The following is a 24,320-nucleotide window of genomic DNA, read 5'->3' as shown; positions in this document are numbered from 1 at the left end:
GACCCCCTCACAGAGGAATCGCCGGGCCTTCGAAGCCGTGGCCGTCGGTTTGTGCGCCGCGTCACTGGTCGGGCTCGCCGGATACGCGTACTTCGACTCCGACTCCCCCGAAGCGGAGGTCTCGGCCGAAGCGCCACCGTCCGTCAGGGCAGGTCAGGAGTCATCGCCCGCGCAGCAGCCGAAGCAGGCGGCCACGCAGACCGCGGCCCCTTCGGCGGCCGACACCACCGTGGCGCCGTACTCCGCGATGGACGTGCCGGAGCCCGTCGCCAAGACCGCGGCGGCCACCCCGGCGCAGTCCGCCGAGACGAAGGCCGGGAAGTCCTGCTTCAAGGGCGTCGCGACCTGGGCGGTCGCCAACTCGGCGAAGTCGATGAAGAAGTCGACGGCCTGCTGGTTCTACACGTGGGGCGCCGACCGGGCCGGGGTGAAGGCGCCCAAGGGCGTCGAGTTCGTCCCGATGATCCACCGGGCCGCGACGATCGGCGACGTCGCCAAGGCGAAGAAGGCCAAGAGCAAGTACCTGCTCGGCTTCAACGAACCCGACCTCGGCGCGCAGGCCAACATGCCCGTCGAGCAGGCCCTCGACCTGTGGCCGCGGCTGGTGTCGACCGGCAAGACGCTCGGCAGCCCCGCCGTGGCGACGAACGGCGCGACGGCCGGCGGCTGGCTCGACCGGTTCATGAAGGGCGCGAAGTCCCGCGGCATGCCCGTCCACTTCGTCACCCTGCACTGGTACGGCGCGGACTTCCGCGCGCAGCCCGCGGCCACCCAGCTCCGCGACTACCTGCGCGCCGTCCACAAGCGCTACAACAAGCCCATCTGGCTGACCGAGTTCGCCCTCACCGACTTCACCCAGGGCGCCCCGCGCTACCCCTCCCCCAAGCAGCAGGCCGCCTTCCTCAAGGCCGCCACCAAGATGCTCGCCAAGGAGAAGTACATCAAGCGCTACGCCTGGTTCGCGATGCCCACCACCCAGTCCCAGACCGGCCTCTTCCGCCCAGACGGCACCGCCACCCCCGCCGGCACCGCCTTCTCCACCCGCCCCACCTACAAGTAACGAGATATCCCGACTTACCCCCAAGAGGCCAAGTAGCCCCCCATAAGCCGGACTCACTTCATATCGTTACTGATCGACTCCGCATTGCGATCACCACCCCGCCTGTGTATCGTTAGCTTGACGACGTGGTTGCAAAAGAGATCGAGAAGCTGCTCGCAGAGCTGCGAAACCTGGGATGCACGATCCTCATGGGCGGGCCTCGCGCACATTGCTATGCGAAGGTGCGGTGCCCGGGCGGCAGGGGTTGCTGCGACGCCATCTCCGCCCCGGTACTCCCCGCGTACCGGAGCGGGTGTGCCGGAGGGTACTCAAACAGATCAGCAAATGCCCGGCGATCTACCCTCCGAGGGAGAGTTGATGAGCGTGAAGGTCTACGGGTTCGTAGTTCGGGTCGAAGGCTTTTCCGATGACGCGATGGATGGCATCTCGGATCGTCTCTATGGCCTGATGGCCGTGCAGGGCGGGGTGGACGCCGTTCTGTCAGGCGGTGAGAACGGCGGCACGATCTTCTTCGACCGCGAGGCCGAGGATGCCGTCGTGGCGGTCGTGTCGGCGATCGAGCAGGTGGAAGCGGCGGGGCTGCGGGTCCTGGGTGTCTCCGAGGACAACGTCACGGCCGAGGACATCGCCGAGCAGGCCGGGGTGACCCTGGGAGCCGTCTCGCACTGGGTCTCGGGCGTGCGCGGCGGGGGCGGATTCCCCGCTCCCGTGATCGAGCGGCAGCGGGGCAGCCTGTGGTCATGGGCCGAGGTCTCCCAGTGGCTCTCCACCCGGAACCTGGGCAAGGTAGACGAGGCCGCCGTCGAGGTCGCCCACGTCGCGAAATTCCTCAACGCCCTCATCACCGCCCACCACGAACGTGACCAGGCCGTCCCCGCCCACCGCCGCGCCGACGTCCGCCCCTTCGTCGACCGCCTCATCGCCTGACCCTCCAGTCCTTCGGCCCCGTGTATCCAGCTGCCGCTGATCACGGGGCGGGGCTCTTTGAAGACGCGGCGAGGGCGGGCGGTGGGCGGGAGCCCTTGGACAAGTGCGGCTGATCACGGAGCGGGGCTCTTCAAAAGCGCAGCGAGGACGGGCACGGGGCACAGGCCCTTGGTCGGCTGCGGGTGATCACAGGGCGGGGCTTCTCAGAGGCGCAGCGAGGACGGGCACGGGGTGTAGGCCCTTGGTCGGCTGCCGCTGATCACGGGGCAGGGCTTCTCAAAAGCGCAGCGAGGACGAGCGTAGGGCGGGGGCCGTCGTACGGCTGCGGCTGATCACAGGGCAGGGCTTCTCAAAAGCGCAACGAAGGCGGTCGGAACGCCGGGACCCTTGGACGAGCGCGGCTGATCACGGAGCCCGGAAACCTGACGGGAGCGGAAATCCCCTAGAGCGAACGGGGGGCGTGGGGGGGCGGAGCCCCACCACATCGGGGGTCTGGGGGTCGCCCCCCAGAAAGACCGAAGGGCCACCATGGAAGCTTCCGCTAGGAAGCGACCACGGCGGCCCTCGGACCTTTGGTAGCGGGGACAGGATTTGAACCTGCGACCTCTGGGTTATGAGCCCAGCGAGCTACCGAGCTGCTCCACCCCGCGTCGTTGTGTTTTTAGCTTATGGGGTGGGCGTGGCTTGCGCAAACCGGGGCTGGGCGGGGTCCTGTGGGTGCCTTGTGGGGCTTCTACAGGGGGGTCACGTAGGCACCTGAGATGCCGCCGTCCACGAGGAACTCGGCGGCGGTGATGAAGCTCGAGTCGTCGGAGGCGAGGAAGGCGGCGGCCGCGGCGATCTCCTCGGGTTCGGCGAAGCGGCCGACGGGGATGTGGACCAGGCGGCGGGCCGCGCGTTCCGGATCCTTGGCGAAGAGCTCCTGAAGGAGCGGGGTGTTGACGGGGCCGGGGCTGAGGGCGTTGACGCGGATGCCTTCGCGGGCGAACTGGACGCCGAGTTCACGGGACATGGCCAGGACGCCGCCCTTGGAGGCCGTGTAGGAGATCTGGCTGGTGGCGGCGCCCATGCGGGCCACGAAGGACGCGGTGTTGATGATCGAGCCCTTGCCCTGAGCCTGCATGTGCGGGATGGCGTACTTGCAGCAGAGGTAGACGCTCGTGAGGTTGACCTCTTGGACGCGCCGCCACGCCTCGATGCCCGTTTCGAGGATGGAGTCGTCGTCCGGCGGGGAGATCCCCGCGTTGTTGAAGGCGATGTCGAGGCGTCCGTAGGTGTCCCACGCGGTCTGGAAGAGGCCGCGGACTTCGTCCTCCGCGGTGACGTCGGTACGCACGAAGAGTCCGCCGACCTCTTCTGCGGCCGCCTTGCCGCCCGTCTCGTCGAGGTCGGCGACGACGACGCGGGCGCCTTCGGCGGCGAAGCGGCGGGCGGTGGCCAGGCCGATGCCTGAGGCGGCCCCTGTGATGACGGCTACGCGGTCTGCGAGACGCTGCATGTGGGCGAGTGCTCCCTCGGGTGGTGCGGTGCTGTGCGGTGTGCTCAGAGCTCGGTGGACAGGAAGACGTTCTTGGTCTCGGTGAAGGAGTCGAGCGCGTCCGGGCCGAGTTCCCGGCCGAGTCCGGACTGCTTGTACCCGCCGAACGGGGTCCAGTAGCGGACCGACGAGTGGGAGTTCACCGACAGGTTCCCCGCCTCGATCGCGCGCGCGGTGCGCAGCGCCCGGCCGACGTCACGGGTCCAGATGGAGCCCGAGAGCCCGTAGGCGGTGTCGTTGGCGAGGGCGATCGCGTCGGCCTCGTCGGTGAACGGCGCGACGGTGACGACGGGGCCGAACACCTCCTCGTGCCAGGCGGGGAAGCCCCGGACGTCGGCGGGGGCGAGGACGGTCGGCGCGAACCAGTACCCGGGCCCTTCGGGCGCGCTCCCGCGGAACGCGACGGGCGCGTCCGACGGCACGTAGGAGCCGACCTTCGCGAGGTGGGGCGCGCTGATGAGCGGCCCGACCTCGGTCTTCTCCTGCTCCGGGTCCCCGACGACGACGCCCGCGACGGCGGTCTCGAGCAGTCCCATGAACCTGTCGTAGACGTCGCGCTGGACGAGGATGCGGGAGCGGGCGCAGCAGTCCTGTCCGGCGTTCTCGAACACCGCGTAGGGCGCGGTCGCCGCCGCCTTCTCCAGGTCGGCGTCGGCGTAGACGATGTTGGCGCTCTTGCCGCCGAGTTCCAGCGTGAGCCGTTTGACGTTCGGGGCGCAGGCCGCCATCAGCTCCTTGCCGACGCGCGTCGAACCGGTGAAGACGATCTTGCGCACGTCCGGGTGGTCGGCCAGCCGCCGCCCGGCGACCGGCCCCTCCCCCGGGACGACCTGGAGCACCCCTTCGGGCAGCCCGGCCTCCAGCGCGAGTTCCGCCACGCGCAGCGCGGTGAGCGGCGTCCACTCGGCCGGTTTGACGAGCACGGTGTTGCCCGCGGCCAGCGCCGGCGCGACCCCCCAGCCGAGGATCGGCATCGGGAAGTTCCACGGGACGATCACCCCGACGACCCCGAGCGGCTCCTTGAACGTGAGGTCCACGCCCCCCGCGACGGGGATCTGGAGCCCCGTCAGCCTTTCGGGCGCCGCGGAGTAGTAGAAGAGCGTGTCCCGTAGGTTCCCCGCCTCCCAGCGCGCTTGCCCGATCGGGTGGCCCGCCTGGCGGACCTCCAGGAGGGCGAGTTCCTCGGCGTGGAGGTCGATCCGCTCGGCGAACGCGCGCAGCAGCCGTGCGCGGTCGCCGGGCGCGACCGCGCGCCAGGCCGGGAACGCCGCGCGCGCCCGCGCGACCGCTGCGTCGACCTCCTCGACGGAGGAGGCGGGGACGGTGGCGACGACCTGTTCGGTCGCCGGGTTGAGCACTTGCATCTACAGCCTTTCGAAGCCCCTGAACAGTTCCCAGTCGGTGATGGCCCGGTCGTAGGCGTCGAGTTCCACGCGTGCGTAGTTCGCGTAGTGCTCGACCACCTCGCCGCCGAACATCCCGGTGGTGAGCGGGCTGGCGGTCCAGTCCGCGGCGGCGTCCCGGAGCGTCCGGACGACGGTCGGGGCGTCGCTGGCATAGGCGTTCCCCTGGAACGGCTCTTCCAACTCGAGTTCCTGGTCGATGCCGTGGAGGCCCGCCGCGATGAGGCCGGCGACGGCGAGGTAGGGGTTCACGTCCCCGCCGGGGACCCGGTTCTCCACCCGCAGCGACGGCCCCGCCCCGACGAGGCGGAGCGCGCACGTCCGGTTGTCGAGCCCCCACTTGACGGCGGTCGGCGCGAACGAGCCGGGCTGGAAGCGCTTGTAGGAGTTGATGTTCGGCGCGTACAGGAGGGTGAGGTCCTTAAGGCACGCGAGCTGTCCGGCGATGAACCTCTCGCCGATCTCCGACAGCCCGTGCGGCCCGTCCCCGGCCATGATCGGGATGTCGTACTCGTCGCGGAGGGAGATGTGGATGTGGCAGGAGTTGCCCTCGCGTTCGTTCGGTTTGGCCATGAACGTCAGGGACATCCCCTCCTGCTGCGCGATCTCCTTCGCGCCCGTCTTGTAGAGGGAGTGGTTGTCGCAGGTCTGGAGCGCCTCGGCGTACCGGAACGCGATCTCGTGCTGGCCGAGGTTGCACTCGCCCTTGGCGGACTCGACGTACATGTCCGCGCCCGCCATCTCGTTGCGGATGCGGCGGAGCAGCGGTTCGACCTGGGCGCTGCCGAGCAGCGAGTAGTCCACGTTGTACCGGTTCGCCGGAGTGAGGTCGCGGTAGCCGCGACGCCACGCCGCCTCGTAGGTGTCGGCGTAGACGATGAACTCGAGTTCGGTGCCGACGCAGGCCCGCCAGCCCCGCGCCGCCAGCCTGTCGAGCTGGCGGCGCAGGATCTGACGGGGTGAGGCGACGACTTCGCTTCCGTCCTCCCAGTGCAGGTCGGCCATGACCAGGGCCGTCCCCTCGTGCCACGGCACGAGTCGCAGGGTGGACATGTCGGGCTTCAGCACGAAGTCGCCGTAGCCGCGCTCCCACGACGACATGGCGTACCCGTCGACCGTGTTCATCTCGACGTCCACGGCGAGGAGGTAATTGCAGCCTTCCGAGCCGTGCCCGGCCACCTCCTCCAGGAAGAAGCGCGCTGACAGGCGCTTGCCCTGAAGGCGGCCCTGCATGTCGGTGAACGCGATGACGACGGTGTCGACCCGCCCGGTGTCGGCGGCGACGCGCAGCTCTTCCAGTGTCAAACCGACCTCAGATCCTCTTCGATCGCGGCGAGCTCCTCGGCGGTGCCCTGCACCTTGGGCCCGGAGAACCACTTGCGGGCCGACACCACCCACCAGAGCGCGGCCCCGCCGAGGACGACGGCGAACGCCAGGGGCGCGTAGTTGAACGTGTCGACGTTGATCGGGCTCGCGGGCGGCAGCATGAACAGGATCGCGATGAAAGCTACCCAGACGACGGCGACGATACCCACGGGCCTGCTCCACTTCCCGAGGGACCAGGGTCCGGGCTCGAACGCGTCGCCCTGACGGAGCCGCAGGAACGTCGGGATGACGTAGGCGACATAGAGCCCGATGACGGCGATGGACGTCACCGCGAAGTAGGCGGTGAGGTTCCACAGTGCGGGCAGGGTGAGCACGAACGCGCCTCCGGCGGCGAGCCAGATGGCGTTGGTCGGCGTCCGTGTCCGGTGGTTGATCTTGTGCCAGAAGGCCGAGAACGGAAGCGCCCCGTCCCGGGAGAACGCGTAGATCATGCGGGAGTTGGCCGTCACCGAGGCCATGCCGCAGAAGAACTGGGCGCCGAAGCAGACGAGGATCAGGAACTTCCCGATGGTCTCGCCGGTCGCGTCGAGGAAGATCGCGGTGGGGCCGCCCGCGACGGCGTCGGCGTAGTCCTGGATGGCGAAGGTGACGCCGAGGAGCAGCACCCAGCCCGCGACGACCGAGACGAGCACGGAGTTCACGATGCCCTTCGGGCCGGAGCGCGCCGCGTCGCGGGTCTCCTCGGTCATGTGCGCGGAGGCGTCGTAGCCGGTGAGGGTGTACTGCGACAGCAGCAGGCCGATCAGCGCGGCGTAGGCGCCGTACTGCCAGCCGGTCTCGTTGGCGAACTCGGTGAAGACGAACGAGAACGACTGGTGCTCGGCGGGCTTGAAGACCAGCACCGCGACGACGATCGCGACGCCCAGCACATGCCACCAGACGCTCACGTTGTTCAGCAGCGCGACGAGTTTCACGCCGAACTGGTTGACGGTCGCGTGGATCAGCAGCAGCACCGCGAACAGCAGGAACGTGTGGCCGAGGGAGACCGCGAACCCGAACTGGAGGTCGAGCAGCGCGTTGAGGAACCCCGCGGAGCCGTAGGTGATGCCCGCGGTGACGGCCACCTGCCCGATGAAGTTGAACCAGCCGGTGAACCAGCTCCACGCGGCCTGGTTGCGCTTGGCGAGTTTGGCCGACCAGTAGTACAGGCCGCCCGCGGTCGGGAAGCTGGAGCAGACCTCGGCCATCGCCAGGGCGACGAGCAGGGTCATCGCGCCGACGAAGAGCCAGCCCCACGTGATGACGACGGGGCCGCCTCCCTTCAGCCCGATCGTGTAGGACGTCAGGCAGCCGGTGAGGACGGAGATGATGGTGAAGGAGACGGCGAAGTTGGAGAAACCGGACATAGAACGGCTGAGTTCCTGGGCGTAGCCCAGTTCGTGCAGCCTCTTCTCGTCATCGGACAGGGGCGTCTTGCTCATGGACGACCTCCGCGGCGGGGGTACCGCTCCCAGAAAGGGTCTGATGCCAGACCATTAATGATCGGCGGGGTCCGTCCGTCAAGACCTGAAACCGGGAAGTAACGTGGGCTGTCCCGATTCTTCGTCCCGAAGCAGGAGGCCACGGTCATCGACGGCGAAGCGCGCGCCCTGGCCGCCGTGCTGGGTCCCGTCCGGGCCGGGAACGCCTTCGAGGAGACCGTCGAGCGGCTCCTCCAGGTGATCAAGCTGCGCCTGGTCGACCACGGGGAGCGGCTGCCGCCCGAGCGTGAGCTCGCTCGCAGCCTCGGCATCAGCAGGGTGACGCTGCGCGAGGCGATCCGGGTCCTCACCGAGGAGGGCTACGTGGAGTCGCGGCGCGGCAGGACCGGCGGCACGTTCGTGACATACCGGCCGCGCGCGCCCGAAGCGGGCGACCTCGCCCGGGTGACCGCGGGACGGGCCGCCGAGCTGCGCGACGCGCTGGTGTTCCGGATGGCCGTCGAGACGGGCGCGGCGACGCATCTCGCGATGACCGGCCTCACCACCGAGGAGACCGAAAGGCTCCTCGGCGCCCTGCACGCGGTCAACGGGGCGGCGCCCGCCGACTACCGGCGGCTCGACGTCCGGTTCCATCTGACGATCGCGGAGCTGACCGGCTCGCCGCTGCTCGCGGCGGCCTGCGCCGAGGCCCGGCTGCGGGTGACCGATCTGCTCAACGCGATCCCGGTGCTGCGCCCGAACATCGCGCACGCCGCGGTCCAGCACGCCGCGGTCGTCACGGCGATCCTCGACCGCGACCCCGCCGCCGCGCACCGCGCGATGGCCGAGCACCTCGACGGGACCGCGTCGCTGCTGCGCGGCTTCCTCGGCTGAGGCGGAGGCGCGGCGCAACGCCACATCTCCCCGACGCGCAGGGGATGAATCCCGCTATCGAAGGTCATTGACGGAGTGTCCGATACGGAGTTGTCTGACGGACATGCCGATCCCCCGCTCGATCCTCGCCAAGGACGACCCCGAAGACCTCGACCTGACCGTCGTCTCCGGCGCCTGGCCTGCGGACGTGGGCGGGCACTTCGTCGTCAGCACGTCCGACCAGCGCACCCACCCGATCCACGCGTTCTTCGGCGACGGCATCCTCGTGCGCGTCCCGCTGCGGCCCGACGCGAACGGCGTCTTCGTGTGGCGGCCCCGGGTCGTGGAGACCCCGTCGGTGCTGCTCCGCCGCGCCTGCCCCGACCTGTTCGTCAACGGGCCCGTCGGCACGAGCTCGCCGTTCGGGATGGTCAACGCCGCCAACACCGCGCCGCTGCCCTGGGGCGACCGCCTCTTCGCGACGTGGGACGCGGGTCGTCCCGTCGAGGTCGACCCGGTGACGCTGGCGTTCGTCGCCGAGGTCGGGCACCGCGACGACTGGGCGCCGGCCCTCGACCAGCCCGTGCTGCCGCTCGTGTCGACGACCGCGCACCCCGTCGTCGACCCCGAGCGGGACTGCCTGTGGTCGGTCAGCCGGGACGTGATCTCCGGGGCGGTGTCCGTCATCCGGTACGACGGGACGAGTCCGCGCGTCGAACGCTGGCTCGTCGAGGGGGCCTCCCTTCCGCAGTCCACGCACACGATCACCCAGACGCGGGAGTGGCTGGTTCTCGCGGACACCGCGTACAAGGTGGACGTCCAGGAGATCTTCGGGGCGGACCGGACCGTCACCAACAACCCGGACGGGCCGGTCCTGCTGATCCGCAAGGACGACCTCGCCCCCGGCCGGCCGAGCGTCCCGTGCAAGGAGTTCCGCCTCGCCCCCGAGGTCAACCACTTCTACGCGCGCTATGACGACTCCGACGGCGTCGAGATCCTCATGGAGCACTCCCCCGGGGTGGACATCGGGATGTACCTGCGCGAAGACGACATCGACCTCTACGGCCGCCCGATCGATCCCGCTCTGCGCGGGATGTACTGCCACGGGATGAGCCCGACCGTCACGGCGCTGCTGCGGTTCGACCCGGAGACCGGGCGGATCACCGAGAAGGCGCGCGCCCACGACCCGGCGCGCTATTGGCAGGCCGAGCTATCGGCGATCGACTGGTCCCTGGAAGGCCAGCTCGCCCCTACCGTCCACCATCTGATCTACCTCGGGTTCCACCCCGAGGCGATCAACCAGCGGGCGCTGGCGAACTACGGCGACCGCGTCGACCGGTCGGCGTTCCCGGCCGCGGAGACCCCCGCGATCCTCGTCACGCACGACCGGGAGTCCCTGAAGGCGCTGCACGAGTGGACCTTCGCCGCGGACGACTACCCGACCTCGCCCTCGTTCGTCCCGCGCTCCCCCGGCGCGGAAGGCCGCTCCCGCTACGCCGGGACCTCCCCCGGCGGCCACGACGGGTACCTGCTCGTCCTCGTCCACAACGACGACAGGTTCCGCCTGGAGCTCTTCGACGCCGCCGACGTCGCGCGCGGACCCGTCGCCGTCCTCGCCCCGCCCCCGGGCCGCACCGTCCCCTTCATGATCCACTCGGCCTGGCTTCCCGAAGCCCGCCCCGCCCCCGACGTCCCGCGCCACAGCTTCCGCGCCGATCTCGACCACCGCCTCGACGCCCTGCCCGAACCCCTCCGCGCCGCCGCCCACCGCGTGGCCGACCGGCTCCCCTGAAACGACTGACGGGCGGACCGGGACGCCCTTGTCCCGTTCCGCCCGCCCATGCTCGGAGAAGCTCCCCCCTGAGTTCGCCTCTCCTTGCCCCTCAACACCCGGTACGACGCGACCCTCACCCCGAAGGTTCGGGATGTTCTCCACCGAACCGCCCGTGCGGCGTCCGTCCCGCTCGCACGCGTCCGCCCTCCCCGATCCATCCCGTCCAGCAGATGGGGATGATCAGGGAGGGCGGACGCGTTCGTCTACACCGGCGGCCGTCCAGGAGGGGTGCCGGAGTCCGGTCGGAGGGAGGCGCTACGGGTGGAAGATGCTCACGCCGCCGGGGCCGACGAGCAGGCCCAGGACGATGAGCACGATGCCCAGCAGAACGTTCCGCCGGGCGATCAGTACGTAGATCCCGTAAATCACCAGAACCACTGCAATAAGCCACAAAATAGTACCCATGCTTACTTTCGTAACCGTTTCGAGATCTGCCAAACGTCAATCGCCAACCCCGGCGAGAAAAGCGACGACGGTCACATGAAAGCGTGGGAGGGGCTCCGCACCGGAGCCGCAAACGACGAGGGAGCATCCATGCCTCTGGAAGGCGAGTACGCGCCTAGCCCGTTCACCCAGGCCGCCGAACAGGTGGAGCTGTACGAGCGGACGGGCGGGGCCGAGGGCAACACGATGGGCGGCAAGCCCATCATCATCCTGACGACCCGGGGCGCCAAGACCGGCAAGATCCGCAAGACGCCGCTCATGCGCGTCAACGACGGGGACAAGTACGCGGTCGTGGCGTCCATGGGCGGGGCGCCGAAGCACCCGGTCTGGTACCACAACATCGTCGCCGACTCCGAGGTCCTGCTCCAGGACGGGCCGGAGCCGCGCAAGTACATCGCCCACCTGGCCGAGGGCCTGGAGCGCGACCAGTGGTGGCGGCTGGCCGTCGAGGCCTGGCCCGCCTACGCCGAGTACCAGACGAAGACCGACCGGAAGATCCCGGTCTTCGTCCTCACCCCGGTCTGACGCGCCGGCGCGGGCACTCCCGGCGGGTGCCCGCGCAACTTGACACATCAGATACCTTCGATATATCGCTATCACATCGTTGACATATCGAAGGAGGCCATGGACATGGCCGAACGCCGCGTTCCGAACCCCTACCGCACCGTCGTGCTGCGCACGGAGCAGCTCACCCCGCACATGGTCCGCGTCGTCGTGGGCGGCGACGACCTGAAGCAGCGCTTCCACGCCGGGGACTTCACCGACCACTACGTGAAGCTCCAGTTTCCCCGACCCGGCTCCCCTACCCCGTTCGACCCCGCGGCCATCCGGCGGGAGCTCCCGCGCGACAAGTGGCCGATCACCCGGACCTACACCGTCCGCGAGTGGGACCCCGCGGCCGCCGAACTGACCCTCGACTTCGTCGTGCACGGCGACTCGGGCATCGCCGGCCCGTGGGCCGCCTCCGCGCGGCCCGGAGACGAGCTGTGGCTGGCCGGACCGGGCGGAGGCTACCGGCCTTCGGCCGACGCCGGCTGGCACCTCCTGGCGGGCGATGAGAGCGCCGTACCGGCCATCGCGGCCTCCCTTGAGCAGCTTCCGGAGGGTGCCACCGCGATCGCCCTCCTGGAGGTCGAGTCGGCCGAGGAGGAAGTCCCCCTTCCCTCCCTCCCCGGACTCACCGTCACCTGGCTGCATCGCGGCAGCGCCCCGGTGGGCGAACTCCTCACCGCGGCCTTCACCGCCCTGGAGTTCCCGAGCCAGGACGTCCAGGCCTTCGTCCACGGCGAAGCCGGTCTCGTCAAGGCGATCCGCCGTGACCTCCGCGTCACCCGTGAGATCCCCCTCGCCCAGCTCTCCATCTCCGGCTACTGGCGCCTGGGCGCCGACGAAGACGGCTGGCAGTCCTCCAAGTCCACCTGGAACGCCCAGGTGGAGGCCGAAGAATCCTCCGCCCTCTCCTGACTCTCCCGCCCCGCCCCTCGGCCCCGTGATCACGCACCGCAGATCACGGGGCCGAGCCCGTCAACGGCGCGACCACCACGGAACCGGCCCTTGGTCGGCTGCGGGTGGTCACGGGGCTTGACTTCCCAAAGGCGCGGCGAAGACGGGCGCGGGGTCCGGGGACGTGGGGACGTGCGGCTGATCACGGGGCGGGGCTTCTCAAAAGCGCAGCGAAGACGGGCGCGGGGTCCGGGGACGTGGGGACGTGCGGCTGATCACGAAGCGGGGCTTCTCAAAAGCGCAACGAAGGCGGTCGGAACGCCGGGACCCTTGGACGAGCGCGGCTGATCACGGAGCCCGGAAACCTGACGGGAGCGGAAATCCCCTAGAGCGAACGGGGGGCGTGGGGGGGCGGAGCCCCACCACATCGGGGGTCTGGGGGTCGCCCCCCAGAAAGACCGAAGGGCCACCATGGAAGCTTCCGCTAGGAAGCGACCACGGCGGCCCTCGGACCTTTGGTAGCGGGGACAGGATTTGAACCTGCGACCTCTGGGTTATGAGCCCAGCGAGCTACCGAGCTGCTCCACCCCGCGTCGTTGTGTTTAAAGACTATGGGGTGGAGCAGCTATATGCAAATCAGTTGGTGGGCGATGGGCTTGGCGTTGAAGTGGGTGCGGTGTCGTCAGCCTTGTTTTGGACTTCCACCAGGTTGTTGATGGCCTGGCTGAGCTTGTCCTGGGCTTCTGCGTACTTCTTCAGATCGCCGCTCTTGAGTGCGTCCTGCGATTCCTGGAACGCCTGTTTGACGGCGTTGATCGCCTGCTGAACCGAAGGCGACGTGCCGGGTGCCGTTTCCGGTTGTTCGGGCGTCTGGCCGGTCGTGGGGACCTCGGTGCCCGGTTGCAGAACCTGCTTGAGCGCGTCCTCGAAGGTCGTCGCGAAGCCGATCTGATCGCCGAAACTGACCAGGACCCAGCCGAGCACGGGATACTGCGCGCCGCTCGCGGACTGCTGGTAGACCGGCTGGACGTACATGAATCCGCCGCCGAACGGGAGCGTCAGCAGGTTTCCGTAGACCACCTGCGTCGTGCTTCCGGCCGGACGGTTCAGAACCGGTGCGACCTTGTCGTTGCCCTTGAAGGTGTTCTGCATCTGCCCCGGGCCGAGAATCGACACTTCACGGGGCACCTGGAGGAGGCGAAGCTCACCGAAGTTCGGCGAACCCGGATCGCTGTTCGCCGCCAGGAAGCCCGTCAGGTTCGTCCCGTTCCGCGACACATACGTGGACGTGAGGGAGAATCCGGGCTGCTCCGGCTCCTTCTCCTCCTCCCGCGACGGCATCTGGAGCGTCAGGTAGAACGGCGGCTCGGTGACCGACGCCTCCGTCGGGTCGACGGGGATCTCCCAGCTGTCCTGGCCGTCGTAGAACGCCGACGGGTCCGTGACGTGGTAGCTGCGCAGGACGCTGCGCTGCACCTTGAAGAGGTCCTCGGGGTAGCGGACGTGCGAGAACACCTCGCCGCCGAGGGTCTTCTCCAGCTCGGCCTTGGTCTTGACGGTGCCGGGGAACGCCTTCTGCCAGGTCTTGAGGACCGGGTCGCTCTCGTCCCAGGCGTACAGCGTGACGGTGCCGTCGTAGGCGTCGACCGTGGCCTTCACCGAGTTGCGGATGTAGTTGATCTCCGAGCCCGGCTGCCGGCCGACGGCCTGGCGGTTGCTGTTGGAGTCGCGCGTGGTGTCCTGGAGGTTGATCCGCTCGGAGTAGGGGTAACCGTTGGACGTCGTGTAGCCGTCGACGACCCACACGATGCGGCCGTCGGCGACGACCGGGTAGGCGTTGCCGTCGACCGTCAGCCAGGGGGCGGCCTTCTGGACGCGCTCGCGGGGGTTCCTGTCGTACAGGATGCGCGACTGCTCCGTGATGTCGCCGGACAGCAGGATGTTGCGGTCCCGGAACTTCAGCGCGTAGGACACCCGGTTGAAGAAGGAGTCCATGCGGACGCCGCCCGTGCCGTCGTAGGTGGTGCGGGGGCCGTTGGGGAAGTCGAGTTCGTCCTGCACGCCGACGATCGAGTAGTCCGGGGACTGCTCACCGAAGTACACCTGGGGCTTTTCAATGGAGAACTGGCATTCGTTCTCCTTGGTCTTCATCTCGCACGACTGGGGCATGTCGGAGGCGGTGTAGACCGGGCCCTTGCTCTGCGGGTCGACCGTGTTGCCGGGGGCGGCGACGAACCCGTAGCCGTGCGTGTAGGTCAGGTGCTCGTTGACCCAGCCGGACTGGGTGCCGGGCGGTCCCGTCAGCTCGCGGACGGCGACGAGGGTGTCCTGCATCTTGCCGTCGGCGTCGGGGTAGCGGTCGATGTCGAGCGGGTCGGAGAAGGTGTAGTAGCCCTGGAGCTGCTGGTTCTGGCGGAACGTCGGGGACAGCAGCGTCGGGTCGAGCAGCCGGACGTTCGGGATCGTCTCGGAGTACTTCTCGGCCTCTTCGGCGTCCGGCTGCTTGGTGGGCGCGTAGTTCTGCTCCTCCACGCCCCCGACGCCGAACGCCTCTCGCGTCGCCTCGATGTTGCGCTCGATGTAGACGCGCTCCTTGGCCAGCTCGTTCGGCTTGACCTGGAACTGCTGGATGATCAGCGGGTAGACACCGCCGATGAGGATCGCCGACAGGACCAGCAGGCCGAAGCCGACGCCCGGCAGCATCATGCCCCTGCGCCAGATGTTGACGAAGAACAGGATCGCGCAGATGAGCGCGATCGCCGCGAGGATCGTCTTGGCGGGCAGGACCGCGTTGACGTCGGTGTAGCCGAGCCCGGTCACCTTGCCGCGCTCGGAGTAGGCGAGGCCCCAGCGGTCCAGCCAGTAGGCGATGGCCTTCAGCAGGACGAACAGGCCGACGAGGACCGACAGGTGGGCGCGCGCCGAAGGCGAGGCCTTGTCTCCCGGGCCCTGGAGCCGCAGGCCGCCGTACAGGTAGTGAACGGCCACCGCGGCGATGATCGACAGCACCACGAGGACGAACAGGAAGCCCATGATGAGCCGCAGGAACGGATAGGTGAACACGAAGAACGACACGTCCATGCCGAACTGCGCGTCCTTCTCACCGAAGCTCGTCCGGTTCATGAAGGCGAGCCAGGTGCCTACCTGGCCTGCCGACGAGAGCCCGGTGAACAGGCCGATCGCGCCGAGCAGCGCGAAGAACACGGCCTTGCGGTGCGGGTCGACGGCGGCCCGGTACCGTTCCAGGCCCTGCTGCTCGACCGAGACCGGCCGGTAGGCGGGGCGCAGCCGGTAGGCGATCACCATGTTCAGGCCCACCGCGGCGGCCATCAGCAGCCCGCCGAGCACGAACAACAGCGCGCGGGTGCGCAGCTGGGTGGTGAAGACCCCGGAGAAGCCGTCGCCGAGCGACCGGTACCAGAGCAGGTCCGTCCAGAAGCCCGTGATGATGAAGAAAAGAGCGACGAGCACAGCCAGTGTTATCAACACCGGCGCGAGCAGCCGCGGTCTCCCTTCGGGGACACGCCGCCCGCCCGGGCGTGGGGTTCGGAAGCTCACCGCTTCCCTCCGATTCTTCAAGTTCCAGCCAGCACTAAGAGCAACTTACCGACATCCCGCGCGGTTCCCGATCCAGGCATCAGCTCGGCAACGGAAGAATGGTGGACATGACCCCTCTCGAAGAGACCGTGCGGAGCATCGAGGCGCAGACCGGCTGGGACGGCGCGCCGCGGCTGTTCGCACTCGTGGAGACCGGCGAGCTGCTGCGCGCGCAGCCCGAACTCGCCGGGCAGCTCGGCCTTTCCCCGGACGACGCGCTCACCGCCGTCGACCAGGGCGATCTGGAGGACGGCGACATCGGCGCGCTGCTGCCCGGCATCGTGTGGCCGTCGAGCGTCGCCGGGGTCGCGCTGGCGATGGTCCGGGTGACACTGCCGCCCGAGGTCGAGGAGGAGATCCCCGCCGAAGGCGACGCGGTGGCGTGGGCGATGGCCCATCCGCGGCACGAGGAGCTGCGGATCGTCGCCGGCGCGCTGCGAGACGGTTCCCGGCACGCGGTCCTGCGGATCCGCAGCCACGAGGAGGAACTGCTGTCGGCCGCGGACCTCGTCCCGGACGTCACCGAGGCGCTCGCCCAGACCCTCCTGCCCGAAGAAGGCTGACGGCCCGGCCGGATCACCGGGCGGGACCGTCGGAAGGGCCGTGGCGGCGGGGCTCAGCAGGCGGGGAGCTGGGTCTTCCCGCTCTGGATCGCCTGGAGGCTCTCGACCGCGCTGCCCATCGTCTCGGCCTTGATCAGGCGCAGGCCGTCAGGGGCCGCGGACTTCGCCTCGTCGCAGTTGCCGGCCGGGACGAGGAAGTCGGTGGCTCCCGCGTCGCGGGCGGCGATCATCTTCTGCTGGATGCCGCCGATCGCGCCGACCTGCCCGTCGGCGGTGATCGTGCCGGTGCCGGCGATGAACTTGCCGCCGGTGAGGCTGCCGGGGGTGAGCATGTCGTAGATCGCGAGGGAGAACATCAGGCCCGCGCTCGGCCCGCCGATCTCGCCGACGTTCATCTTCACGTCGATCGGCAGCACGAACTTGTCGACGAGCTCGACGCCGATGACCGCGCGCTTCTGGCCGTCGGTGGTGGTCTCCCCCATCGTCAGCTCGGCTTTCTGCTCCTTGCCGCCGCGCACGATCGTCAGGGTGACCTTGTCGCCGACGGCGAGGTGCGACAGCTTGTCGGTGACCTCGGTCGCCTTGGTGACCTTCGTCCCGTCGACCGCGGTGATCTGGTCGCCCACCTTGAGGACGCCCTCGGCGGGCAGTCCTTTCTTGACCCCGCCGACGTAGGTCTCGCTGCCGAGCGGCTTGCCCATCTGGGTGAGCGCGGCGGCGACCGACGTCTGCTGGGAGTCCGCCATGAGGGCGGTGTTGGCCTCTTCGACCTGCTCGGCGGTCTCGCCCGGCGGGAAGATCGTGTCCATGGGGACGACGGCGCGCTTCGGGTCGAGCCAGTCGCGCAGCGCCCGGTAGAGCGTCGGCGGGTTCTCGGGATCGCCCGTGTAGGCGACGGTGGTGAAGTTCAGGTGGCCGTCGTCGGGATAGGTCTTGGCGTCGACGATCTCGATGAGCGGCTTCTTGGTCTCGGGATTCACGCCGAGGGTGTTCATCGTCGGGCCGGGCTGGAGCGAGACGTACGGCACCGGGATGACGGCGCCGGCCAGCGCGAGGAGCAGCACGACCACCGCGACGACGGAGAGGGTCAGCGCCCGCCGGTGCGGGAGCTGCCCGCGGAGCGACTGAACGACGTTGGAGACCATGCGCGCAAGCCTAAGGGCACCTCAGCAGGCGCCGACCCACTCTGAGCTGCCATCGGTGAAGTGCTGGTGCTTCCAGATCGGCACCTCGTGCTTGAGGTCGTCGATCAGCCTCCGGCACGCCTCGAACGCCTCCGCGCGGTGCGGCGCGGAGGCGGCGACGATCACCGCGTGGTCGCCGATCGCGAGATCGCCGACCCGGTGGACGGCCGCGAGCGCCTCCACGGGGAAGTCGGCCGCGACCTTCTCCATCACCTCGCGGAGCCTGTCCAGCGCCGAAGGGTGCGCGCTGTAGGACAGGGCGGTGACGGCCTTGGGCTCGGTGCCGTCCTGGGCACGGTCGTGATCGCGCACGGTGCCCGCGAAGAACGCGGTGCCCCCTGCCGCGGCGTCCTGCACCGCGGCGACGACCTCGTCCACGGACAGGGGCGTCTCGCGGATGTCCGCCAGTCGAATAACAGTCACAGGGGAGAAACTACCTCTAGATCCTGCGCCGCTTGCGGGCGCGCCGGACCGCGGCAGCGGCGCCGATCACCGCGACGGTGGCGCCCGCCGCCGTCGCCATGGTGGCCTCCTTGCCGCCGACCCTGCGGCCGACGACCGCGTGGCGTCCCGCGGACTCCGCCAGCATGGCCCGCAGCGCCGCCTCGTTGTCGTGCTGGGGCTTCCAGCCGGAGGCGCGCAGCTTGGCGCAGTCGACCACCCAGGGATAGACGACGTAGTGCAGGTCGGTGGCCGGAGCCGGGGTGAGGCCGAGGCGGTGCAGGCGCTGGGCGGTGCCGAAGGTGAGCGAGGCGGGCAGTTCGAACCCGGATTTCCCGGTGATCTGCTCGACCTCTTCGCCGGTGAGGAACCCCTCGCATCCGACGGCGATCGCCCCGGACACCTCGCCGAGCGCGGCGAGTTCGAGCGCGGCGACGAGATCGTCGACATGGCAGAACTGCCAGCGCGGCTCGACGCCCTTGGCCCGGAGCAGCCGGGGCGCCTCGAAGTGGCGGGTGACGACGGTGTCGATCCCGGGTCCGGCCAGCGACGCGGGCCGGACGATGGAGATCCGCAGGCCGGGGTGCAGACGGCCGGCCGCGAGTTCCTCGATCTCCAGGAAGTCCCCGGCCACCGACGTGTCGGGCTCGGCCCGCAACGGCGCGTTCTCCGGCAGGGGCAGCGGATTCTCCGCGGACGCCCCGTAGACCGCCGCGGAGCTGAGCAGGATCGCGTCCCTGACGCCGGCCCCCGCCGCGCAGGCGATCACCGTCTGGGCGCCGCGGACGTTGTAGGTCCTGCGTTCCTTGGGATCGGTCTCGGGCGAGCGGTCGACGTCGACGTGCACCAGGACGTCGACGTCGTCGAGGCGGCGGGCGAGGGCGGGGTCGCGGATGTCCACGACCCTCCAGACGGCGCCGGGCACGTCGCCACGCCTGCCGTCGAGCGCGATCACCCGGGCGAACCTGCCGGACGCCACGAGGCGCTCGGTCAGCGCCTGTCCGATTCCGGACGCCGCGCCTGTGACGGCGACGGTCCGTCTGTCCCCTGTGCTCATGGCGAACGCCCCCCTATGCGGCCACGGCTCGCTCCGGAAAGCGACTACCTTTGAGGTTATGGCCTTTCCCCGCAGCCTAAGGCGATTCTGATGGGCGACACTCCTTTCGGCTTCAACCGGTCCTCCGATGACGACGACGGGGACAACAAGCCCAACGACCCGTTCGGTATGGGTTTCGGTCTGCCCGGCACGCCCGGCGGAGGTGACATGCGGCAGTTCGCCGACATGCTGCACCAGTTCGCCGACATGCTCGGCGGCATGGGCGCAGGCGGCTCCGGCCCGGTGAACTGGGAGATGGTGCGCAATATCGCGCGCCACCTTGTGGTGGAGGCGGGCGACCCGTCCGTCGTGGACGCCGAGCGCCGCCAGATCGTCGACGCCCTGCGCCTGGCCGACCTGTGGCTGGACGAGGGCACCACCCTGCCCGCGGGCATCCGCTCCCCCAAGGCGTGGAGCCGCTCGGAGTGGCTGGAGGAGACCCTTCCGGTGTGGGAGAAGGTCGTCGACCCGATCGCCGCGCGGATGACCGAGGCGATGGGCGGCGCCATGGGCGGCCCCGACAACATCCCGCCGGAGATGGCGGCGATGGCCGGACCGCTGATCGGCATGGTCCGCCAGATGGCCGGCGCGATGGTCGCGGGCCAGGCCGGGCAGGCGCTCGGCGAGCTCGCCAAGGAGATCATCGGCTCGGCCGACGTCGGGCTGCCGCTGGCGCCCGAGGGCGTCGGCGCGCTGCTGCCCGCGGGGGTCGCGGCCTTCGCCGACGGGCTGGAGATCCCGACCGACGAGGTGCGGCTGTACCTGGCGCTGCGCGAGGCGGCCCACCAGCGGCTGTTCGCGCATGTGCCGTGGCTGCGTCCGGCGCTGCTGAGCGCGGTCGGCGACTACGCGCGCGGGATCAGCGTCGACCTGTCGGGCCTGGAGGAGAAGATCTCCGGTCTCGACCTCAGCAACCCGCAGGCGATCCAGGAGGCACTGGGCGGCGGCGAGATCCAGCTGACCCCGGAGGAGACCCCCGAGCAGAAGCTCGCGCTCTCCCGGCTGGAGACCCTGCTCGCCCTGGTCGAGGGCTGGGTCGGCGTCGCGGTGGCCGCCGCGGCGGCGAACCGGCTGCCGAGCGCGGACCGGCTGGCCGAGGCGATCCGCCGCCGCCGTGCGACGGGCGGCCCCGCCGAGCACACCTTCGCCGCGCTGGTCGGCCTGGAACTGCGGCCCCGCAGGCTCCGTGAGGCCGAGGCGCTGTGGCAGTCGGTCACCGCGCTCAAGGGCGTGGACGGCCGGGACGCGCTGTGGAGCCACCCCGACCTCATGCCGACCGCCGACGACCTGGAGAACCCCGACGCGTTCCTGCACTCCACCGGCGACGAGTTCGACCTGTCCCAGCTGGAGGGTCTGCCCCCCGCGGAGGACCAGGGCGGGGACAAGGGCGACGAGCCGGGTCCCGCGTGAGCGACCTGCACACCGACGCCGTCGAGGTGCTGACGGGCTGGCGGGCGCCCGATCCCGGCCAGGAGGCGATGCGCGAGGACTTCCTCGGCCATCTGTCCCGGCATCAGGACGGGATGTGGCGTGCCTGCCGGCCCGGCCATCTGACGGCGAGCACCCTGGTGCTGAGCGCGGACCGTTCGCGGGTGCTGCTCACGCTGCACGGCAAGCTGAAGATGTGGCTCCAGATGGGCGGCCACTGCGAGCCCGGCGACGCCACGCTGGCCGCCGCCGCCCTGCGCGAGGCCACCGAGGAGTCCGGAATCGCGGGGCTCGCGCTCTCGGTGGCCCCGGTGCAGCTCGACCGGCATCCGGTGCCCTGCCATCCGGAGGGCTCCTGGCATCTCGATGTGCAGTACCTCGCCGTCGCGCCCGAGGGCGCACGGTATATGATCAGCGCGGAATCCGATGATCTGCGCTGGTTCGAGGTGGACGCACTGCCCGACCTCACCGACACGGCGCTGCGCTCCCTCGTGGCACGCGCGGCGCTCGCCGGTTAGGGCGGATCAGCCCGTGGCCTCCAGGTGCGGGGCCGCGGCGACGCCTTCGAGGTAGCCCCTGGCCCGCTCGGTCTTGGGGTAGCGGTTGACCAGGTTCCAGAAGTAGGCGTTGTGCGTGGGCTCCAGCAGGTGGGCGAGCTCGTGCACGATCACGTAGTCGACGACCCAGGCGGGCATGCCGCGCAGCATCGTCGAGATCCTGATCGTGGCGTCGTCCGGGGTACAGGAACCCCAGCGGCTGCGCTGGTTGGCGGCCCACCGGACGCTGCTGGGGCACGCTGCGCCGTCCAGGTAGCGGTGCGACAACCGCATGGCACGGTCCAGTAGCTCGTCGTCACCGGAGGGCGGGCGGGATTTGCGCTCACGGCCCTCCAGGCGCTGGAGGATGCGGGCGATCTCGTATTCCTCCTCGGCCTTGGTCAGGCGGGAGGGCACTAGCACGATCGTTTTGTCGCCGTCGCGATATGCCGAGACTGTTCTCCGGCGTCGGGCGCTGCGGCGGACCTCGACGTTGGGGGGCACATGCGCAACCGTAGCCGAAAGTTTCCGTTTTCCACAGGGTCCAACCAACGTTTGCCCAGGTAAAACCTGACAAACGCCCCAGAACCCCAAGGGTTTTCCACAACCTTCCGGCACCCTCTGGCTAAACGTGATATACAACACTCCCCGCACCCCAGGTAAACCCATACTTACGCCTTGGCCGTCACACTGTGGCGAGAACGAGGCGGGATCGCGGAGAATGAAGCCGTGAGCGACCTACCCCTGCGCGCCGTGACGCGAACCGCCAAGCTGGCCGCCCTCCCCCTGGGCTTCGCCGGCCGCACCGCTCTTGGCCTCGGCAAGAAGACGATCGGCCGGTCCGCCGAGGTCGTCGCCAACGAGATCCAGACCCGCACCGCAGAGCAGCTCTTCAAAGTCCTCGGGGAGCTCAAGGGCGGAGCCATGAAGTTCGGCCAGGTGCTGTCGATCTTCGAGGCGGCCCTGCCACCCGAGATCGCCGGACCCTACCGGGCCACCCTCACCCGCCTCCAAGAGTCGGCGCCGCCCATGCCCGTCACCACGGTGCACCGGGTGCTCGCCGAGAACCTCGGCGCCGGCTGGCGGGCGGAGTTCCAGTCCTTCGACGACAAGCCGGCCGCCGCCGCGTCGATCGGCCAGGTGCACAAGGCGGTCTGGAAGGACGGGCGGGAGGTCGCCGTCAAGGTCCAGTACCCGGGTGCGGGCAAGGCCCTGATCAGCGACTTCAACCAGCTCGCCCGGGTCGGCAAGCTCATCGGCGTGCTGTTCCCCGGCGCCGACGTCAAGAGCATCCTCGAAGAGCTCAAGGTCCGGGTCCGCGAGGAACTCGACTACACCGTCGAGGCCGCCTCCCAGTCCGCCTTCGCCAAGGCGTACTCCGGCGACCCCGACTTCCTGGTCCCCGAGGTGATCACCCAGTCCGGCAGCGTCCTGGTCACCGAGTGGATCTACGGCACCCCCCTGTCGCAGATCATCGCCAAGGGCACCAAGGCCGAACGGGACAGGGCGGGTCTGCTCTTCGCCAGGTTCCTGTTCTCCGCGCCCGTGCGCTGTGGCCTCCTGCACGCCGACCCGCACCCCGGCAACTTCCGGCTCATGGAGGACGGACGCCTCGGCGTCATCGACTTCGGCGCCGTCGACCGGCTGGAAGGCGGCCTCCAGGAGGAGATCGGCACCCTCATGCGGATCGGCACCCTCGGCTCCCCCGAGGAGATCGTCGAGGCGTGCCGCACCGAGGGCATCATCCGCGACGGCGTCGAGGTCGACGGCGCGGCGCTCGCTGCGTTCATCGAGCCGCTCGCGGTGCCGATGAAGGCCGAGACGTTCCAGTTCAGCCGCGAATGGCTGCGCGACCAGGCGGCCCGGGTCACCGACCTGCGGCCCGACAACGTGGTCCGCTACCTCAACCTGCCGAACGACTACGTCCTGGTGCACCGGACCATCGGCCTCGGCACCGGGGTGCTGTGCCAGCTCGAATGCGAAGGCCCCTTCCGGGCCGAGGCGATCCGCTGGGTCAAGGGTTTCGCGCCCGGCGAGCCCACCGGCGAGGGCACCGCCGCCGGCGACCCCTCGGCCTAGGCCGCGAGAGCCGACGAGCGCGGCTGATCAGGGCGATCCCGCAGAACGCGCCGAGGCGCCCGTCGCAGGACGGGCGCCTCGGTCTTCTCTCACCGGCCGATCAGGGACCGCAGCCGGCCCATCCTGATCCGCGCCTCCTCACGGGTGGCGCGGCCGGTGTCGGCGGCCGCCCTGCGCAGGGCCGCACGGCGCGAGCGCCGCACCTCCGCGGCCCACTGGATCGCGGCGACCTCCTCCTGGAGGAGTCGTATTCGTTCTCGGCTGAGTTCTACTTCGAGCAAGCTCATCTTCACTCCCGTACGGGGGGCGGGAGCCGGGCGGAAGCCCGGCACCCGCACTTCGGTGCGCCGTTCGGCGCGGAGGTCTGTGCGCGGTCCGTCGGACATCAGGCGGCCACTTCGGTCTGCGCGGGGTTCTTGCGCGGACGGCCGCGGGGCCGCTTGCGCGCGACGATCTCGCCGCGGACGAACAGCTCGCCACCCCACACGCCCCACGGCTCGTGCCGCTCGATGGCACCGGCGAGGCAGCTCTTGCGGACCGGGCAGTCCACGCAGAGCGCCTTGGCCAGCTCCACCTCGGCGGGCGCCTCGGCGAAGAACAGTTCGGGGTCGGTGCGGCAGGGCAGCTCGTCGGTGGCCGCGAAGCTCGGCTGGGGCCCCTGGATGAGGTTCACCCTCAGTCCTCTCGTTGGATCTCAACGTCTTTGTCGTCGGGGTATCGGGCGGCCGTTCCCTGGCGGAAGGAGCTTCCTTGGAAAACCAGAAAGGCCGCGGATCCGGTGCTCGGATCCGCGGCCTAGAAGCTCACACTCGGTCGTTAGACCGGTGGCCTCCAGCTATACGGAGCCTGTGCACCGAACTGGTCCTCACGGACACGCGTCAGCACGGATTCGCCGCCGAGGGTCGATCCGTAGCCGAACTGCTCACCATGCCTGGCGGCTGGGGCGCAGATGGCCTGCGGGAACGCGGCGACGCCAGTGGGCATGCCACCGATGGTCAAATCGACCATGGTCCGGCTGCTGACGTTCAGGTTGCCGTTAGGCGTTTTGATCGTGTTCCACATGACTGTCGCCACCTCCTTCAAGCTGTC

Annotated in this window: 23 protein-coding genes and 2 tRNA genes; 10 read left to right on the top strand and 15 right to left on the bottom strand. The window is 69.7% G+C overall.

Features of this window, described 5'->3' with window-relative positions; genetic code table 11:
* Positions 1-37 precede the first annotated feature (37 nt).
* Complete coding sequence (locus EDD29_RS03190; protein WP_211359543.1) at positions 38-1,060, top strand: glycosyl hydrolase; 1,023 nt, start codon at positions 38-40, stop codon at positions 1,058-1,060.
* Positions 1,061-1,417: 357 nt separating this feature from the next.
* On the top strand, positions 1,418-1,987 hold the full coding sequence (locus EDD29_RS03185; protein WP_123662103.1) for a hypothetical protein: 570 nt from the start codon (positions 1,418-1,420) through the stop codon (positions 1,985-1,987).
* A 573-nt stretch (positions 1,988-2,560) separates the two neighbouring features.
* On the opposite strand, the gene EDD29_RS03180 is transcribed toward EDD29_RS03185, so the two are convergent.
* From EDD29_RS03180 to EDD29_RS03160, 5 genes are all read right to left on the bottom strand, one after another.
* Positions 2,561-2,637 (bottom strand) — tRNA-Met (locus EDD29_RS03180).
* A gap of 83 nt (positions 2,638-2,720) precedes the next feature.
* The gene (locus tag EDD29_RS03175; RefSeq protein WP_123662101.1) at positions 2,721-3,485 is read right to left on the bottom strand and encodes a 3-oxoacyl-ACP reductase; all 765 of its coding nucleotides are present in this window, start codon (positions 3,483-3,485) and stop codon (positions 2,721-2,723) included.
* 44 nt (positions 3,486-3,529) lie between these two features.
* The gene (locus tag EDD29_RS03170) at positions 3,530-4,888 is read right to left on the bottom strand and encodes an aldehyde dehydrogenase family protein (RefSeq protein ID WP_123662099.1); all 1,359 of its coding nucleotides are present in this window, start codon (positions 4,886-4,888) and stop codon (positions 3,530-3,532) included.
* Positions 4,889-6,232, bottom strand: coding sequence for a glutamine synthetase family protein (locus tag EDD29_RS03165; protein ID WP_246052481.1), 1,344 nt, complete (start codon positions 6,230-6,232; stop codon positions 4,889-4,891). It lies immediately after the preceding gene.
* Positions 6,229-7,734: an amino acid permease gene (locus EDD29_RS03160; protein WP_211359542.1), complete on the bottom strand. Its 1,506-nt coding sequence runs from the start codon at positions 7,732-7,734 to the stop codon at positions 6,229-6,231. The genes EDD29_RS03165 and EDD29_RS03160 overlap by 4 nt, the downstream gene beginning before the upstream one ends.
* Before the next feature lie 168 nt (positions 7,735-7,902).
* On the opposite strand from EDD29_RS03160, the gene EDD29_RS03155 reads away from it, so the two are divergent.
* Both EDD29_RS03155 and EDD29_RS03150 read left to right on the top strand, forming a co-directional pair.
* Positions 7,903-8,607 carry a FadR/GntR family transcriptional regulator gene (locus tag EDD29_RS03155; protein WP_425455006.1) on the top strand — a complete coding sequence of 235 codons (705 nt, stop codon included), beginning with the start codon at positions 7,903-7,905 and terminating at the stop codon, positions 8,605-8,607.
* 103 nt (positions 8,608-8,710) lie between these two features.
* The gene (locus EDD29_RS03150) at positions 8,711-10,378 is read left to right on the top strand and encodes a carotenoid oxygenase family protein (protein ID WP_123662094.1); all 1,668 of its coding nucleotides are present in this window, start codon (positions 8,711-8,713) and stop codon (positions 10,376-10,378) included.
* A gap of 297 nt (positions 10,379-10,675) precedes the next feature.
* On the opposite strand, the gene EDD29_RS46670 is transcribed toward EDD29_RS03150, so the two are convergent.
* Complete coding sequence (locus EDD29_RS46670) at positions 10,676-10,825, bottom strand: GPGG-motif small membrane protein (RefSeq protein ID WP_281280837.1); 150 nt, start codon at positions 10,823-10,825, stop codon at positions 10,676-10,678.
* A 129-nt stretch (positions 10,826-10,954) separates the two neighbouring features.
* Between EDD29_RS46670 and EDD29_RS03145 the strand changes: the two genes are divergently transcribed.
* On the top strand, positions 10,955-11,389 hold the full coding sequence (locus tag EDD29_RS03145; RefSeq protein ID WP_123662093.1) for a nitroreductase family deazaflavin-dependent oxidoreductase: 435 nt from the start codon (positions 10,955-10,957) through the stop codon (positions 11,387-11,389).
* A 105-nt stretch (positions 11,390-11,494) separates the two neighbouring features.
* On the top strand, positions 11,495-12,328 hold the full coding sequence (locus EDD29_RS03140; protein WP_123670239.1) for a siderophore-interacting protein: 834 nt from the start codon (positions 11,495-11,497) through the stop codon (positions 12,326-12,328).
* 495 nt (positions 12,329-12,823) lie between these two features.
* Here the strand turns inward: EDD29_RS03140 and EDD29_RS03135 are convergent.
* Together EDD29_RS03135 and EDD29_RS03130 are read right to left on the bottom strand one after the other, a co-directional pair.
* A tRNA-Met gene (locus tag EDD29_RS03135) sits at positions 12,824-12,900 on the bottom strand.
* 43 nt (positions 12,901-12,943) lie between these two features.
* Positions 12,944-15,796 (bottom strand): UPF0182 family membrane protein, encoded by a 2,853-nt coding sequence (locus EDD29_RS03130; RefSeq protein WP_425454940.1) that lies wholly within the window; start codon positions 15,794-15,796, stop codon positions 12,944-12,946.
* 176 nt (positions 15,797-15,972) lie between these two features.
* On the opposite strand from EDD29_RS03130, the gene EDD29_RS03125 reads away from it, so the two are divergent.
* Entirely contained in the window at positions 15,973-16,467 is a 495-nt protein-coding gene (locus tag EDD29_RS03125; protein WP_246052478.1) for a PPA1309 family protein, read from the top strand.
* A gap of 53 nt (positions 16,468-16,520) precedes the next feature.
* On the opposite strand, the gene EDD29_RS03120 is transcribed toward EDD29_RS03125, so the two are convergent.
* From EDD29_RS03120 to EDD29_RS03110, 3 genes are read right to left on the bottom strand one after another with little or no spacing between them, the layout of a single operon-like run.
* The gene (locus EDD29_RS03120; RefSeq protein WP_123662087.1) at positions 16,521-17,612 is read right to left on the bottom strand and encodes a YlbL family protein; all 1,092 of its coding nucleotides are present in this window, start codon (positions 17,610-17,612) and stop codon (positions 16,521-16,523) included.
* Between the two features lie 21 nt (positions 17,613-17,633).
* On the bottom strand, positions 17,634-18,074 hold the full coding sequence (locus EDD29_RS03115) for a molybdenum cofactor biosynthesis protein MoaE (protein ID WP_123662086.1): 441 nt from the start codon (positions 18,072-18,074) through the stop codon (positions 17,634-17,636).
* Between the two features lie 16 nt (positions 18,075-18,090).
* On the bottom strand, positions 18,091-19,149 hold the full coding sequence (locus EDD29_RS03110; protein WP_123662084.1) for an NAD-dependent epimerase/dehydratase family protein: 1,059 nt from the start codon (positions 19,147-19,149) through the stop codon (positions 18,091-18,093).
* 90 nt (positions 19,150-19,239) lie between these two features.
* Here EDD29_RS03110 and EDD29_RS03105 point away from each other — a divergent pair, with 90 nt between their 5' ends.
* A complete protein-coding gene (locus tag EDD29_RS03105) occupies positions 19,240-20,598 on the top strand; it encodes a zinc-dependent metalloprotease (RefSeq protein ID WP_123662082.1) in 1,359 nt (452 codons plus the stop codon).
* Positions 20,595-21,134, top strand: a complete 540-nt coding sequence (locus EDD29_RS03100) for an NUDIX hydrolase (RefSeq protein ID WP_246052477.1) — start codon at positions 20,595-20,597, stop codon at positions 21,132-21,134. Before EDD29_RS03105 ends, EDD29_RS03100 begins: the two co-directional genes overlap by 4 nt.
* Positions 21,135-21,140: 6 nt before the next feature.
* Here EDD29_RS03100 and EDD29_RS03095 read toward each other — a convergent pair whose 3' ends face one another.
* Entirely contained in the window at positions 21,141-21,575 is a 435-nt protein-coding gene (locus EDD29_RS03095; protein ID WP_342774383.1) for a M48 metallopeptidase family protein, read from the bottom strand.
* 306 nt (positions 21,576-21,881) lie between these two features.
* Here EDD29_RS03095 and EDD29_RS03090 point away from each other — a divergent pair, with 306 nt between their 5' ends.
* Complete coding sequence (locus EDD29_RS03090; RefSeq protein ID WP_123662078.1) at positions 21,882-23,231, top strand: ABC1 kinase family protein; 1,350 nt, start codon at positions 21,882-21,884, stop codon at positions 23,229-23,231.
* A gap of 89 nt (positions 23,232-23,320) precedes the next feature.
* On the opposite strand, the gene EDD29_RS03085 is transcribed toward EDD29_RS03090, so the two are convergent.
* From EDD29_RS03085 to EDD29_RS03075, 3 genes are all read right to left on the bottom strand, one after another.
* Entirely contained in the window at positions 23,321-23,518 is a 198-nt protein-coding gene (locus tag EDD29_RS03085; protein WP_123662076.1) for a hypothetical protein, read from the bottom strand.
* A 98-nt stretch (positions 23,519-23,616) separates the two neighbouring features.
* Positions 23,617-23,895, bottom strand: a complete 279-nt coding sequence (locus tag EDD29_RS03080; RefSeq protein ID WP_123670237.1) for a WhiB family transcriptional regulator — start codon at positions 23,893-23,895, stop codon at positions 23,617-23,619.
* Positions 23,896-24,047: 152 nt separating this feature from the next.
* Positions 24,048-24,293, bottom strand: a complete 246-nt coding sequence (locus EDD29_RS03075; RefSeq protein WP_123662074.1) for a hypothetical protein — start codon at positions 24,291-24,293, stop codon at positions 24,048-24,050.
* Positions 24,294-24,320 lie beyond the last annotated feature (27 nt).

It is taken from the genome of Actinocorallia herbida (assembly GCF_003751225.1).
Classification (GTDB): domain Bacteria; phylum Actinomycetota; class Actinomycetes; order Streptosporangiales; family Streptosporangiaceae; genus Actinocorallia; species Actinocorallia herbida.
Note: the sequence above shows the minus strand (reverse complement) of the source record. Positions and strands in the feature narration are given on the sequence as shown.

Excerpts from the sequence above, each read along its gene's own strand:
- EDD29_RS03145 (WP_123662093.1), top strand. The coding sequence starts at position 10,955 with ATGCCTCTGGAAGGCGAGTACGCGCCTAGCCCGTTCACCCAGGCCGCC.
- EDD29_RS03185 (WP_123662103.1), top strand. The coding sequence starts at position 1,418 with ATGAGCGTGAAGGTCTACGGGTTCGTAGTTCGGGTCGAAGGCTTTTCC.
- EDD29_RS03105 (WP_123662082.1), top strand. The coding sequence starts at position 19,240 with ATGGGCGACACTCCTTTCGGCTTCAACCGGTCCTCCGATGACGACGAC.
- EDD29_RS03175 (WP_123662101.1), bottom strand. The coding sequence starts at position 3,485 with ATGCAGCGTCTCGCAGACCGCGTAGCCGTCATCACAGGGGCCGCCTCA.
- EDD29_RS03125 (WP_246052478.1), top strand. The coding sequence starts at position 15,973 with ATGACCCCTCTCGAAGAGACCGTGCGGAGCATCGAGGCGCAGACCGGC.
- EDD29_RS03150 (WP_123662094.1), top strand. The coding sequence starts at position 8,711 with ATGCCGATCCCCCGCTCGATCCTCGCCAAGGACGACCCCGAAGACCTC.
- EDD29_RS03120 (WP_123662087.1), bottom strand. The coding sequence starts at position 17,612 with ATGGTCTCCAACGTCGTTCAGTCGCTCCGCGGGCAGCTCCCGCACCGG.
- EDD29_RS03140 (WP_123670239.1), top strand. The coding sequence starts at position 11,495 with ATGGCCGAACGCCGCGTTCCGAACCCCTACCGCACCGTCGTGCTGCGC.
- EDD29_RS03160 (WP_211359542.1), bottom strand. The coding sequence starts at position 7,734 with ATGAGCAAGACGCCCCTGTCCGATGACGAGAAGAGGCTGCACGAACTG.
- EDD29_RS03110 (WP_123662084.1), bottom strand. The coding sequence starts at position 19,149 with ATGAGCACAGGGGACAGACGGACCGTCGCCGTCACAGGCGCGGCGTCC.
- EDD29_RS03085 (WP_123662076.1), bottom strand. The coding sequence starts at position 23,518 with ATGAGCTTGCTCGAAGTAGAACTCAGCCGAGAACGAATACGACTCCTC.
- EDD29_RS03170 (WP_123662099.1), bottom strand. The coding sequence starts at position 4,888 with ATGCAAGTGCTCAACCCGGCGACCGAACAGGTCGTCGCCACCGTCCCC.
- EDD29_RS03075 (WP_123662074.1), bottom strand. The coding sequence starts at position 24,293 with ATGTGGAACACGATCAAAACGCCTAACGGCAACCTGAACGTCAGCAGC.
- EDD29_RS46670 (WP_281280837.1), bottom strand. The coding sequence starts at position 10,825 with ATGGGTACTATTTTGTGGCTTATTGCAGTGGTTCTGGTGATTTACGGG.